The sequence below is a fragment of the Candidatus Abyssobacteria bacterium SURF_5 genome (genome assembly GCA_003598085.1).
Lineage (GTDB): Bacteria > Abyssobacteria > SURF-5 > SURF-5 > SURF-5 > SURF-5.
In genome coordinates this window covers 1-13,988 of record QZKU01000072.1, presented here as the reverse complement: position 1 = coordinate 13,988, position 13,988 = coordinate 1, and the positions used below count along the sequence as shown (strand labels likewise).

11 protein-coding genes are annotated in these 13,988 nt (G+C 55.8%); 6 read left to right on the top strand and 5 right to left on the bottom strand.

The annotated features are described in order from the left end of the window. Nucleotides 1-303: 303 nt before the first annotated feature. Both C4520_10675 and C4520_10670 read left to right on the top strand, forming a co-directional pair. On the top strand, nucleotides 304-942 hold the full coding sequence (locus C4520_10675) for a hypothetical protein (protein RJP20931.1): 639 nt from the start codon (nucleotides 304-306) through the stop codon (nucleotides 940-942). Between the two features lie 96 nt (nucleotides 943-1,038). Then, entirely contained in the window at nucleotides 1,039-2,196 is a 1,158-nt protein-coding gene (locus C4520_10670; GenBank protein ID RJP20930.1) for a hybrid sensor histidine kinase/response regulator, read from the top strand. 67 nt (nucleotides 2,197-2,263) lie between these two features. On the opposite strand, the gene fliS is transcribed toward C4520_10670, so the two are convergent. The 4 genes from fliS to C4520_10650 all read right to left on the bottom strand — a co-directional run bounded on the left by fliS (nucleotide 2,264) and on the right by C4520_10650 (nucleotide 7,336). Then, the gene (gene fliS, locus C4520_10665) at nucleotides 2,264-2,740 is read right to left on the bottom strand and encodes a flagellar export chaperone FliS (GenBank protein RJP20929.1); all 477 of its coding nucleotides are present in this window, start codon (nucleotides 2,738-2,740) and stop codon (nucleotides 2,264-2,266) included. Nucleotides 2,741-2,766: 26 nt separating this feature from the next. Further along, nucleotides 2,767-5,079 (bottom strand): hypothetical protein, encoded by a 2,313-nt coding sequence (locus tag C4520_10660; protein RJP20928.1) that lies wholly within the window; start codon nucleotides 5,077-5,079, stop codon nucleotides 2,767-2,769. A gap of 17 nt (nucleotides 5,080-5,096) precedes the next feature. After that, a complete protein-coding gene (locus C4520_10655; GenBank protein ID RJP20927.1) occupies nucleotides 5,097-5,483 on the bottom strand; it encodes a flagellar protein FlaG in 387 nt (128 codons plus the stop codon). A gap of 74 nt (nucleotides 5,484-5,557) precedes the next feature. Beyond that, entirely contained in the window at nucleotides 5,558-7,336 is a 1,779-nt protein-coding gene (locus C4520_10650) for a hypothetical protein (protein ID RJP20926.1), read from the bottom strand. 708 nt (nucleotides 7,337-8,044) lie between these two features. Between C4520_10650 and C4520_10645 the strand changes: the two genes are divergently transcribed. The 4 genes from C4520_10645 to C4520_10630 all read left to right on the top strand — a co-directional run bounded on the left by C4520_10645 (nucleotide 8,045) and on the right by C4520_10630 (nucleotide 13,221). Next, nucleotides 8,045-9,982 carry an acetate--CoA ligase gene (locus tag C4520_10645; GenBank protein RJP20925.1) on the top strand — a complete coding sequence of 646 codons (1,938 nt, stop codon included), beginning with the start codon at nucleotides 8,045-8,047 and terminating at the stop codon, nucleotides 9,980-9,982. Nucleotides 9,983-10,333: 351 nt separating this feature from the next. Further along, on the top strand, nucleotides 10,334-10,597 hold the full coding sequence (locus tag C4520_10640; protein ID RJP20924.1) for a hypothetical protein: 264 nt from the start codon (nucleotides 10,334-10,336) through the stop codon (nucleotides 10,595-10,597). A gap of 359 nt (nucleotides 10,598-10,956) precedes the next feature. Continuing rightward, the gene (locus C4520_10635) at nucleotides 10,957-11,580 is read left to right on the top strand and encodes a TetR/AcrR family transcriptional regulator (GenBank protein ID RJP20923.1); all 624 of its coding nucleotides are present in this window, start codon (nucleotides 10,957-10,959) and stop codon (nucleotides 11,578-11,580) included. Between the two features lie 414 nt (nucleotides 11,581-11,994). Then, entirely contained in the window at nucleotides 11,995-13,221 is a 1,227-nt protein-coding gene (locus C4520_10630) for an aminopeptidase P family protein (GenBank protein ID RJP20922.1), read from the top strand. A gap of 136 nt (nucleotides 13,222-13,357) precedes the next feature. Here C4520_10630 and C4520_10625 read toward each other — a convergent pair whose 3' ends face one another. Next, nucleotides 13,358-13,801 carry a phosphate-starvation-inducible E-like protein gene (locus C4520_10625; GenBank protein ID RJP20932.1) on the bottom strand — a complete coding sequence of 148 codons (444 nt, stop codon included), beginning with the start codon at nucleotides 13,799-13,801 and terminating at the stop codon, nucleotides 13,358-13,360. Nucleotides 13,802-13,988 lie beyond the last annotated feature (187 nt).

Here is a 13,988-nt window from a genome sequence, read left to right as displayed (position 1 = left end):
AAACACCAAAGCTATCACTCAGAAGAAAAAGAACAAAAGCCGCCCTCGATCAAACTTTCCTACAGAAATTACTCGGAATTTAGATGCGTAAGCCCTGCGGGCATGGCCGAAGCCGCTTGACTTTTACGGGAAACTGTGGATAGATATTAAGGATATTGTTTAGAAATAAAGACCGAGAGAGTTTCGCTTTCATATCTTTCCATCCCTTATTCCTTCGGCTTACGGCCTCATTCGATTCGACGCACTCATCCATCGTGTAACTTGTGCTCTGGAGCACCGCAACAACAAGGGGAGCGATTTCTCATGGTTCAGCCCAGGGTAATCTGGAAGAAATGCGGAAAAAGAAGCGGGTTTGCCAGGAAGTTGATGCTGCTGAACAAGTTGATGCTCGCGCTTCTGCTCATCGGACTGTGGAGCATGCATGCAGGCACGGTCAAAGGGCAGCCCGATCAAGAACAACCCAACCGGGTCCTTGTCGGGGACTCGTACGCCGTCTTTCTCGCTCAGCTCACCGGTTCGCAGTATTGCGGCGAAGCCGGCGCCACATTCGATGAAATCGTTTCGGTGATCCTCGATTGTCCGGACTGGTCGGGTAAAGAGGCGCATCTGTTATGGGGAGTCGCACACTCGGCTCGCGGAGCACAGAGAGAGGTTGTGGAAACCGAGATCAGCCTCTTGACACACCTGCTGAAGGAAAAGGGTGTTCAAGAGGTCGTCGCCTTCACCCTCGAGGAAATGCTCGCCGTCCTGGAGGAGTCGGAAGAAAATCGTCAGGATGAGCTGCACCTGAACCTGCGCGGCTATCGGGAACTATACAAGCGAAAGGGATTATCTCTGGAAAACGAATGGAAGAGGCAATCGATTTCGCGCCTGCTCAGGATGTACCGGCAGGAATTGAGCGCCGTTGGCTTTTCCTTGAGGGAAATCGTTGGCCTCGGCTGATGCACGAGGCTCGTGAACCTCAAGTCGCAGTAAATGAATATCACAGTGAAAGACTTCGTCAAAATTTCGGAAGAATTTTAAGGAAGCCCAAAAACAATGAAAACCAGGCAGGACATACTCTTACTGATAGAATCCGACCCGGCATGTGCGGCGATGATTCGGAAACTGCTTGCAGGCGGCAAGAGATCATACCGCCTGGAGTGGAAGCCGCAACTCCTCGGCGGCGTTGAGTATCTCAAAAAGGCGAGCGTGTCGGCCGTTCTGCTTAATCCCGACCTCTCGGACAGCCGCGGGCGCGAGTCTTTGGACAGAATACAGAAGCTCAATCCGCACGTTCCCATCGTTATCCTGCTTGACAGACTCGATGAAAACCTTGTCACGAGACTCCTTCGGAGGGGAGCGCAGGATTACATTTTGAAGGATGAGTTGAACACCGACATCCTTGTTCGCACTATTCGTCATGCCAGAGAACGAAAAAAGGCGCAAGAGGCTCTCCGCAAATCCGAGCAGCGGTGCCGCCGAATTCGCCGGAACCTGGAGGAAACGGTGGAGAAGAAGGCGGCGCAATTGCGAAAGGCTGAGAACCTGGCTTCGATCGGACGGATGGTTTCAACTCTTGCTCATGAAATCAGAAATCCCCTTCAAACGATAACGATGGCCGCCGATAACCTGCGCAAGGTGGCAAAGGATGATCGAGAAGCTATTGCCCTCGTCGAGGAAATCGGCTACGGCGCGAACCTGCTCGCCCTGCTGGTGAACGACCTGCTCGTATATTCCAGGCAGATCGATCTGCAATATTCCTCTCAGCCAATCCGCGCCGTCATCGAACAACCGTTGAAGAAGCTGACAGACGATGCCTCTCATGTGACGGTTCGGTCTGAGATTGAAAACCCTGACAGGCAAATCCGGGTTGATCTGCCAAAGATTCAACTCGCTCTCGAGAACTTGCTTCGAAATGCTATAGAATCAATGCCGACGGGCGGCATCCTTTCGATTGGCTGCCGCTTCAGAAAAAGAAAAAACGAAGAATTCGTCAAGATAACCATCACGGACACCGGCGTCGGGATGAATCAGGAGCAACTGTCGCAGTTGGACGAGCCGTTCCTCAGCACCAAACCTCTCGGAACGGGGCTGGGCTTCCCCACCGCAAAGAAAATCATCGAAGCTCATAAGGGAAGTCTGAAGGTCGACAGCAGGCCCGGGAAAGGCACTGCCGTTCAAATACTACTGCCTCTGAGCGCTCACAAAATCTAGTCTCCACCCTTTTCCCATCTTTATCGAGAGATATCGGACCTCAAAACCTGAATCGAAAAGAAATTCGTTATGCGGTGACCGAGAGCATGCAGGCTGAGCCGGCCATCTTTGGGCGGGGATTGTCAGGATGAGGTGTTTCGGTTCTGCCAACGGCAGCTTCCTCAAAATCTATTTCCGCCCATGCGGAGCGGAGGTTGCGGAGGATCGATAGGACGTTATCAAGCAGGTTGGGTTCCTTTGTCAGATTCACCTCGATCAGCCGGGCGATAATGTAGACATACAGCCGCTGGAGATTTCTCGCCACCTCGCCTCCCTTTTCCATATCCAATATACGAAGCAGTTCCAGAATCACATTGCGCGCCCGCGTGATGAGTTGATGACTCTGGACATATTGTTTCTCGCGGATGGCTTCTTTTGCCTCAGTGCAGAACTTGATGGCGCCGTCATACAGCATCAAAATGAGTTCTTTCTGGCTGAGAGCGTTCACATGCTCTTCACGATAGCTCTTTGCCGCTTTTGTGGATAAAACGTGTGCTTCGGGCATGTGTATCTCCTGAATCTTGCGTATTGTTAATCATCCCGCCGCGAGAGCGTGTTTGTCATCGGCAGGCTCGCGAGCTGTTGAATCAGGAATTCCCCCTGCGAGCTCAGTTCGGCCAGCGACGCCTCGAGGCGGGCAAACTCTTCCAGCAGGTCGATGCGCTTCTCCTCGAGCCGAATCTCCATCGCCTTGATATCCTCGTCGAATTCCTCGATCTGGCGAGTTAGCGTATCCGTCCGGGAGGTAACGCGTCCATCGACGGGATCTGTCAGAAAACCGAGCGTATCGCTCAATCGAGACGCCACTCCGTCTATTACCGTCACCACTCCTTCCGCCTCGAGCGGATCAACTTCCGACGGCGTCAGCGTCACCAGCAGCGACAGTCCGTCGGTTGTCAGGTTGCCTGCATTACCTTTCAGAATCTGGCCTTTTCCGGTCGCTTGCTCTCCGTTGATCGTGCCGGCTACGTCTTTGCCGGCGGTCGAAATGGAGTTCGACAATCCCAGATCAGTAAATGCGCTATTCGGCGGCTCGGTCCCCAATTCCACCATCGATGACGAGCCGTAGGTCGAAGAGGTGAAAACGAGGCGCCCGGCGCTATAACTGACGACTACGTGCCTGCCCGCCAGGGCCGGATCGGCATTTATCTTGGCCTGTATCTCGGCCGCAAGCTCGTCACCTGTGGAATACGTTTTCGCGGTGAGCGTGAGGATCGAGCTCTCTTTTCCATCAATCTTCAGGCGTATCTGATTGTTTGACGCCGTGAGCGTAACCGGAAATGAACTGATCAGGTCTCCCTCAAGCACTCCCTGCGTCGCCGCCTGGGTAATATTTACGTTAAATCCGGTACTGCTGAAAACGGTTTTCCCCGTGGATGAAAGGAAAGTGATATCGGGATTCGTCGTGCTCGAACTGGTGGCAAAAAGATTCGCGACTCCGCTCAAGTCCTCTGCCAGCGCCTTGTCCAGCTTCGCGTCGTCGATGACCAGCTTTCCGGTCTCGGATACGGAGGTGATTCCCACCGCCCCCAACCGATTCATATCCGACGGTAATCCGCCGATGACGCCGGTGGCGATGCGCCTCAGATCATTCTGCACGCTTATAAGCAAGGAGTCCCCGATGAGCGGACCGGCCTCTTCAAGCGCCGCATCATAGTCCAACTGATCATTCAGAAAATCGATAACTTCATTATAGGATTCAACAAAGCCTTCGATGGCGCCGCGAACCGCTTCCGTATCGCTTTCCACTGTTATGGTGACCGGGGTGGCTGAGTCGGCGCCCACCAGAGTTACTTTGACTCCGGGGATGATGTCGGTCAGCGTATTCGTGGCGGATGTAACGGTAATCGGCGCTCCGCCGCCGGATGCGCTGCCAAGAGTGACGGACGCATCTTGCGCCGCCTGTATGGTCGGAACAAACGTATCTATCGAGAACGTATCGCCCCAAGTCAGCGTGCCGCTGTCGCTGAACGCGATCGAGACGCCGTCCTCGAGCGCCGTCCCGCCGGCGGACGTGACAAATCCCGCGCCGCCGTTGTCATTGAAGGTCAGGCCGCCGTCGGTCGAGTACCGGAACGTGGCGGCGCCGACCGCCCCGCCTGTCATTATCTCGACCAGAAACGTCTGATTCCGGTCTCCGGTATATGTGCCCGATGCGGTTGCCGCGCCGGTGTACGCAGCGCTGTTGTAGGCGCCTGCCTCCACCGCATCAATTGTCTTATTCGTGAAATCCGGCGCCGTACCGCCCGTCAGATCGACGGTTACATCAATCGTGTTGGCCGCGCCCGTTTCGCTGCCGGAGAGCAGCAGCCGGTACGGATTCAATGAGCTGCCGTCATGAATGATCGATGCGGTGACGCCCGCATCCGAATTGTTGATGGCGTCCCTGAGGCCGCTCAAGGTATTGTTCGATGCGTCGATTTCAATGGCTGTCGAAGCGCCCGAGCCGACCTGAATGGTCACGGTGCCGGTGCCAAGAGAAGTCGTATCCGTATCCGCGAAGCCCTGAGAGGCCAACTGGTGCGCTTGCGCGAGCCGGTTGACCGTAAGAATGTGAGTGCCGGGGGCCGCATTGCCGGTGACAGAAGCGAGAATCAGGTTCTCCTGGGTGGAGGTGGCGGATAACGTCTGGAAACTGCTCTGCTTCGACAAGCTGGTGGCCGAAGTCCTCAACCCGAGCAGCAGCGTGTTGAAGCCCTGGATCGCGGTAAGCTTTGCCTGCTCCTCCGCTTTGTTGAGCATCACCAGGTCGATCCGGCGTCGCTCGGCCAGGATCATCACGTCCACGATGCTCTGAAAATCGATGCCTGTCGAGAGTCCAGAGAAAGTTATCCGCTCGCCCATACCCGTTTATTCCTTTTTCAACCGCTTTCGTCCAGGAGGATACCGACAATATTGCGAATTTTCGCGTACACGTCCAGCAACTCCTGCGGGGGAATCTGGCGAATCACTTCGCCATGTTCGTCAAGCACCTGTACGGCCGACCGTCCGCTCGCCTCATCATGGATGAAGTTGAGGCTGCTTCCGATCTCGCTCAGGAACTTGTTGACCCCGTCAAGGGTGCTCTTCATCTCAGCAGCATCCAGTTCGGCAGCATCTGCCGCAGCGAACGTTTGCGATTCGACGGACGCAAACTGAGGTGTCGCTGGCGGGCTGCTTCCGACTCGACGGTCTATACTGACACCGGACGTAGTTCCAGCAGCCGGGTCAAGGCCTGGGTAGCCTGCCTGATCAATTCTGATACCCATAATGGGTTACACCTCCTTGGGGTCCCTCGAAGCGGGTTACCGCTTCAATCCCCAATCGGGCCGTGTGGCCGATCTTACCCCAGCAATTGTAGTACCGTCTGCGGAATTGCATTTGCCTGCGCCAGTACAGAGACCCCTGCCGACAGGAGTATCTGGTTCTTCGTGAATTCAGTGATCTCCGCCGAGATGTCAACGTCGCGGATGGTGCTTTCGGAGGCCGACAGGTTTTCCTCGGCAATGCGCAGCGAGCGCAAATTCGTCTCCAGCGTGTTCTGCTGGAATGCGCCCAGCTTCGCGCGCAGCCGCGTGATTTCGTCGATCGCCTTGTCGATCAGCAGGATCGAATCGTTCGCACCCTGCACGGTCGTGACGTCGATCTCCTCGAGGCTGCGGAAGCCGCTGTCGGTGATGAGACCGCGAGCCAGCTTGTCGGCCGAAACGTCCTGCGCCGAAATGTTCACCGTCTGGTTCGGATTCGGTCCCACCTGGAACTGAATCGAATTGTCCACAATGTTGATGGTGACGGCCGAGTCCGCCGCCGGGACGTTGAAGAACCCGAAGCTGATATCGAGCGTCCCGACCGGGGTACCGTCCTCATCGGTTCCGGCGCTCACTGTCTGAGTTTCGCCGGAATTGAAGCGGACCTTTGGACCTGCGCCGAGCTGCACGTCGAATGACGCCGGCGTCACATCCACGTCCAGTGTGGCTCCCTCGATCAGGTTCTGCGTCACAAGCGCGACCTCGAACGTGAGGGTGAGTGAGCCGCCTTTGGAATCGTTAACGATGAATTCGGTCGTGCCGGTCGCCAGTCGCAACATGGCGCCGTCATCAAGCTGCACGCCCACGTTTTCGCCGTTTGCCGCGGTCACTGATGCCGTGGCAAAGCCGAATGACTGCGCCGTGGCGGCATCCGCAAAGGCCACCGTCAGCGTTTGCGCGGCGCCGACCGCCGTGCTGTTGTTGTCGATGGCTATCGAGTACGTGCCGTCGCCATTGTCGACCGCGATAAACTGGCCCGCGGTCACTTCGGCATTGATCTCGGCGATGATGTTGGCGACCGTGTTGGTCTCGTCGCCCTCGAACGTGACCGTGTCCACTCCGGCGGCCGAGGAAATCGTGATCGTGGTCGCCGAGAGCGTGGTCGCGCCATCGAGCAGGGCGGCGGTTGACGAGGTCACATTCGCGCCGGTCGCTTCAGAAACGACCACCTGGTGCGGGCCGTCATCAAGCCCGACCGGATCGCCATCGGCGCCGACTCCGGCCAACGCCACATTATCAAGCAGATCGAACGGATCGGACGTAATGACCGCGCTCGCCTGCGTGATATTGCTGACATTGATGCTGTACGCGCCCTCGCGGAGCGTGCTGTTGGCCAGGTTGGTGAGCCCGATCGTGTTGAGTCCGGCCAGGCTGACCTCGTTCTCGAATGTGCCGTCCAGCAGCGGCTGAATACTGAAGGTGGCGGTGTCGGAAATGCGGGTGATCGTTTCCAATGCATTCGCGATTTCCGCCTGATCGGCCGCAAGAGACGTGGCGTTGTTAATGCCCGAGTTCGCGGCATCAAGCGCCAGCTCGCGCATGCTGATCAGGAGCGAGTTCACCTCGTTCAGAGCGCCTTCAATCGTCTGCACGAGGTTGACCGCCCGCTCGGAGTTCACGATTGCGGCGTTGAGGCCGGCAATCTGTGCCCGAAGCTGTTCCGATATCGCAAGACCGGCCGGGTCGTCGCCTGCTGTATTGATTCGCAGGCCGGACGAAAGCCTTTGCACCGACCGGAACAGGCGGCTGTCGGCCAGCGTCAAGTTCCGCTGGGCGGTTATCGCCGTTACGTTCGTGTTTACTCGTAAACCCATAAAACATCCTCCTTGATGTGCCTGCGCCCAACCCAGATGAGCGCCGCTTTCTTGCGGGCCTCCCTGCCCGCAGCCAATTTACCAGGTATTGGCCTTGACCTCGAACCTCTTTAAGGTCGGATTCGGCGACCATTTAACCAGGGACTGTGTCTCCAGCCCCCGGCACTCTCCAGTGTTGTTTGCAGAACCTCCTTTTACAGCTTAAATCCTGAACAAAATCGCGACTGCGCCACGTATTTACGAGACTTCGTACTGCTATTATCGGCATCTGGGCCCGAAAACTTTAGCTGGAGGCGAATTTTGAAAATGCGCGGCGAGAGAATGCAGGTTTCTCTCAAAGCCACTACTCGCATTTTCGTGGGGCGCTTTTCTTTCGTTTGAAATCTTCGGCTTTCGCTGTGATATAATGTTGCTGCCTTAAAACATGTTCGGGCACAGTTTCCACGAGAGAGGACGGTCGGACCTGTCGAACCTGTCAGACCTGTCCGACGTGTGAGACCAAATGCCGCAGGTGTCGGGTGCTTGTTAAAAGGTGGTCGGACGCGTCAGACCTGTCGGACGCGCCAGACGAATCAAGCCGAACTCACCGCGGTCAGGCGCTAGTTAAGAGGCGGTCGGTCCCGTCAGACCTGTCGGACTCGTCGGACCTGTCTGACTCAGTATCCCGCGGCTTCAACCCCGAAAACCAGCAGCCGAAGGAGAACGTCCATGCAGAATAACATCATCTGGAAACCGTATGGCGAATATAAAACCAAAAGCAACATCAGGCGCTTCATGCGCAAGCACAAAATCAAAACGTACGATGAGCTGGTAAAGAAATCCGCCAGAAACATCAAATGGTTCTGGAAAGCGGCGCTCGAGGACCTGGACGTCGAGTGGTATGAGCCGTATAAAAAGGTGCTCGACGACAGCGCCGGCTTCCCCTGGGCGAAGTGGTTCGTCGGCGGCAAGATCAACATCGTCCACAACTGCCTCGACCGCCACGCGCAAAGCTGGCGCCGCAACAAGCTCGCGCTCATCTGGGAGGGCGACGACGGCGCCACCCGCACGGTCAGCTATCTGCAGCTCTACCAGGAGGTCAATCGCCTCGCCAACGCAATCAAGTCGCTCGGCATCAAGAAAGGAGATACGGTCGGCATCTACATGCCGATGGTGCCCGAGATCGTGACCGTCCTGATGGCATGCCTGAAAATAGGAGCGGTCGCCATTCCCGTCTTCTCCGGCTTCGGAGCGACCGCACTCGCCACGCGCCTGAACGACGCCGAGGCCAAGCTGCTGTTCACCGCCGACGGCTCGGCGCGCCGCGCAAAGCTCGTCCAGATCAAGCAGGAGGCGGATAAGGCACTCGAGATGACGCCGTCCGTCAAGAAGGCGATCGTTCTCAAGCGCATGGGAATAGATGTCGCGATGCGCGACGGGCGCGACCTGTGGTGGCACGACGTCGTGCCACAGCAGTCTCCCGTCTGCGAGACCGAGCGGCTCGATGCCGAGGATTATTCGCTCATCATCTATACGTCCGGCACGACCGGCAAACCCAAAGGGACTGTCCACACGCACGCCGGCTGCATGGCGCAGATGGCGAAGGAGCTCGGCTATTACTTCGACGTGAAGGAAGAAGACACCTTCTTCTGGGTGACCGATATCGGCTGGATGATGGGCCCGTGGGAGATCATTGGCGTGCAGAATTTCGGCGGCACCTACCTCATCTTCGAGGGCGCTCCCGATTACCCGAAGCCCGACCGCTTGTGGGACGTCTGCGAGCGGCACGGTGTCACCATTCTCGGTATCTCGCCGACCGCGATCCGCCTGCTCATGCGCAGCAGCGTCGACTGGGTCAAAAAACACGACCTGTCAAAAATCCGCATCCTGGGATCGACCGGCGAACCGTGGGACCCCGAATCCTACCAGTGGTTCTTCGAGCACGTCGGCGGAGGACGCTGCCCAATCATCAATATCTCCGGCGGAACCGAAATCGTGGGATGCCTGCTCTCGCCGCTCCCGATCACCGAACTCAAGCCGTGCACGCTGCGCGGGCCGGGCCTCGGCATGGATATCGACGTGTTCGATGAGGACGGCAAGCCGATTCGCGGCGGAATCGGACACTTGGTCTGCAAGAAGCCCGCGCCTTCTATGACCAAGGGATTCCTGAAGGACCCCGACCGCTACATCGCCACCTATTTCTCGCGCTGGCCGAACGTCTGGTACCACGGCGATTGGGCGCACGTGGACGACGACGGATTCTGGTTCCTGCACGGGCGCGCCGACGATACCATCAAGATCGCCGGACGGCGTACCGGCCCCGCCGAAATCGAGGCGGCCCTTATCGATCATCCCGCCGTCTCCGAGGCGGCCGCAATCGGGGTGCCGCACGAGATCAAGGGCGAAAACGTCGTCTGCTTCGTCGTCCTGCATCCGGGCTACGAGCCGAGCGAGCCGCTTCGAGAGGAACTCAAGAACCAGGTCGTCAAGATCATGGGCAAAACGCTCCGGCCCGAGGACCTGCGCTTCGTGGGCGCGCTTCCGAAAACGAGGTCAGCCAAAATCCTGCGCGGCGTTATCAAGAAGAAGTGGCTCGGACAAGACATCGGCGACATCGCCTCCGTCGAAAATCCCGACGCCATCGAGGAGATCGCCCACGCAAAATAATCGGCGCGGATTGTCGCCACTTGCGCGCTATGCGGCCCCAGTGTTTGCCGCTTATTTCTAGGCCCGGGCGAGGGGAGGAGCACGGCGTGCCGCGCCCGTTCGGTATTCACGAAAGCATGACGAAAGCGAAAAGTTTTCCAACGATGTACCTGCGCAAATTTTCACGGATTTCTTTCTCTTGCACGTGCAATCAAATCTGATTTGGTTCCGCTGAGCCCGGTCTGATGTGAGAAGTCGAACGCTCGCAGGATTAATTATAATCCATTGCGCTGGCGATGTAGGGCGGTGGGAGCTTTATTTCGCTCCCTCGTCTGCTCCCGATTCCCTTGTCCCCCGTGTAAAGATGATCCGATGGTTGGTCTGGGACTGATTTTCAAAGATCTGCTACCCTTCTTTTCCCTGCTAATAATGGCAGTCATCATATTCAGTGCGATACAGATGATCCCGGGAATAAAAAAATTCAGACGATGGGTTGCACCAGCCATTGCGTCTGTCGGCCTTGTGCTTATGATAACCGGCCGCAACGCCGGTCTGATCCTTCTTCTTTTTGGTATGGCGATGATTATTACCGATTTTGCTGTGCCGGATTCATTTACTGGAAATGATGAGAAATAAGATTGGGCGACCAGATCGTTTTGCTCGACGCAAACTCGCAGAATTCGGCTGATAACCATCGGGCGCGGTCCAGTCGCAGTCTTAGAGAAATAAAAAAGACCCCATCTCGATGTCAATTCCTCAACCCCTTCGTTCTCAAATACTTACAACGAAAAAACAGGGACAGAGCCTATTTATTTTTTGTAACTACTGCATTATCAAGGAGTTATAGGAAGGCCTCATTATTTTATAAAATACTAATTATCAATGGGTTACGATTTAAGGGGGACCGCAACTGAAGCCTGTTTGCGAAAAAGGCCTCTTGACAAGAAGAAGGTAACGTGGTATCCTTGTGTTAGAGTGACCGGTCACTCTATATTATGACTGCAAAGACCAAACAACTCAGACAAGAAAAACCAGAGAAATACGCACAGATCATCGAGGCCGCCACCCGCGAGTTCTCCTCGAAGGGATTTGAGCAGGGAAACGTCAACACGATTGCCGAGGACCTCGGAATCGGCAAGGGAACCTTGTACAACTATATTGAGAGCAAGGAGGCTCTCTTCCTGGAGACCATCCGGTGGAGCGCCGCAAAGCTAACCGCTTTTGTGAAAGAAGAAATACGCGCCCACGACGACCCATTAGAAAAGCTGCGGGCATTTATCCTTGCTGACTTCCGGTTCATGGACGAAAACCCGCATTCGTATCAACTCATAGCCAGTGTGTTCTATGGCGCCAATGTGATATACGGAAAAGACTCAAGGTTTGCTGAGGCGGTACAGGAAGCCTATTGGGAATTTCTTGAACTCCTGGGAGAAATCATTTCGTCTGTTATCAGGGAGAGCGGTGCGAAAGTCGGAGACCTTGACGCCAAGATATTCATGGTGTTCGGCTTGATCGAATCGCTGTTGTTGTATTCGGTCGTTCGAAAAATTTCGCAGCCGGACAGAAAAAAGGACGCCGACAGGGTCGTGAGGCTCCTTCTCGAGGGCATTTGCGCTTGAAGCCGCTTGGGCTTTTGCGGCAAAGGCGGAGCAGGGTTTGGAGCGGATATTAAGTGCCGCCGGATCATTTTTAGAGTTTGAAATCGGCAGAGGGAATCCGCAGGGTTTAAGGTTGATTTTTTCATCGAAAAATTGCAGAGTGACCGGTCGCTCTGATCAGATACTCTCGCTTACAACAGATTGGCGCAAACGCCGACCGCATGTTCCGCTTGGCGGCTTGTTGCTATCTCGAGGACCACTGCGCGGCGGAGCCGTAACCAATTTTGGATTTTAGATTTTGGATTCAAGGGCTTAAAAGATAGCTGGTTCTGTTCACTTGCAAAGAAAGACGACACGAATTCGAAATTTCGAAAGTGAGGAGCACAGTAATCCCGAAACTAATTCGGCTGAGTCTATCAGAAAAGGAGGACCTTCATGAAAGCCGGAGTGAAATGGCCGACATTTGCGTACGAGGAATATTGCGGGCGAATCGAGCGAGCGAAACAATGCCTCGAAAAGCATGACCTGGACGCCATGCTGCTGTTCTCGCCGACGAACTGGTGGTATTACGCCGGCTTCCGGGACGCGGCGCAGATGCACAACGACGTATGGCGCAGTTGTCTGATCGTGTGCCGCGAGCGTGATCCCATTGCGGTGGTCCACGCCGCATTCCAGTGGTGTATCGCCACGATGTCCTACGTCGAAGACGTCCGCGTGTGGAGCGAGTCGGACCACTTCATGGTCCAAATGTTTCCGAACTCATTCTATGAACTTTTCTTCGGCACGATCGAAGAGCTGGGGCTGGCAAATAAGACCCTTGGCATCGAGACCGGGCCCGACATCGAGACGTATCTCTCCTTTGATGAGTATGAGATGATCAAACAGAGGCTGAACCAGGCTCGAATAGTCAGCGCCGACAAGGCCATCTGGGATCAGCGCATGATAAAGACGCCGTTCGAGCAGGCCCTGATACGCGAGGGCTCGCGCCGCGCCTGCGAGTGCGTGCGCGGCGCATACGAGACCATCAGGCCCGGCGTGAACGAGCTTGATGTCCATCGCGCCTTCTGGAGGAAAGCCGTCGAGCTGGACATGATAGAAGCCCCGTACCACGGGACGTGGCTGTGTTTCTCGAGCAACAAGGACGAGGTAATGGGGGTTGACCGCTGGATAACGGGGCCCGTCGACCGGATCATTCAGGAGGGCGATCAAGGACTGTGCGACTGCGGGCCGACATACAAAGGCTATCAGCTTGATTTTCAGAGAACCTTCTATGTGGGCGAGCCGCCCCTGGACATGGTGCGTTACCATGATATCGCGACAGAAGCGCATCTGGAAACCGTCGCCATGATGAAGCCGGGAGTCCGCATGTGCGACTTATTCCAGAAATCACTCGATGCGCTCAAAAAGCGGGATTATGAGCACCCGCACATCATCTCATTCATCGGACATCAGGAAGGCCTCTCGAATCACGAGCCGCCGTGGGTGACGGCGGCTGAGGAAACGCCGCTCCAGCCGGGAATGGTAGTAGCCATCGAGATAGGCGCCTTCGATCCGAACCGGGAATACTTCGGCGGAATGCCGGAAGACATCATTCTCATTACCGAAAACGGACACGAAAACCTTACGGCATCCTTATCGCATAAGCTGTGGGTTGCGAAGTAATGGCAGGTGTCGCCGCGGCTTGTCTTATCGCAGGACGGCATAGGTTTGCGACGGTGTTGTTTGTGTTTTCTTCAGTGCCGGCGGCGGTTAATTGTCTTTGGCGAATATGAGGATGAAGTGAGACAAGCGGATATTCCTACTCATCTTGCCTCGGCGGCACCTTTCGTATGGCATAGAAGCCAAGCGCCAGTGCAAGGATGATCGCCGCGACGCCGAACAACGAGCCGGCGTCCATTTCCTTCAGGTCCAGGATGATGACTTTTCGCGCCATGGCGATGACTGCGACCATAATGATTACATCTACGTGGACCGTTCTCCGGTCGAGATATATCTTGATGGTTTCCATAAGCTCGACGCCAATCAGCACCATCAGGAAAAAGCCGAACACGGTGAGCATTTCTTCGATATTAAGCAGCAGAAAGGGCGGCCTGATCATTTCTTGAACGAGGACGACGCCCAACTCGATCGTCGTCAGGAAGACGACGAACACCATCATTGCCAGCAGCGCAAAGACGACAGCATGTTCGAACCAGCTCAGGAAAGATTTCACCGTTTCCTCCACGGATAAAGGCACGCGCATGTCAACGTTGACGTGGCGGCGCTGCCGCCCTTTTTTTGGCATCAGCATATCAGAAAGCGCGGGGTATTGCCATCGACAGGCGCCCGGACCAGCGATTCCGCAACCCGACATTCGGAAGTGAGTGAAAGGGCACAAAGACAGGGTTTTTATGGTGAAAGAGGAATAGAGCAATGTCGCAGAGGGTATT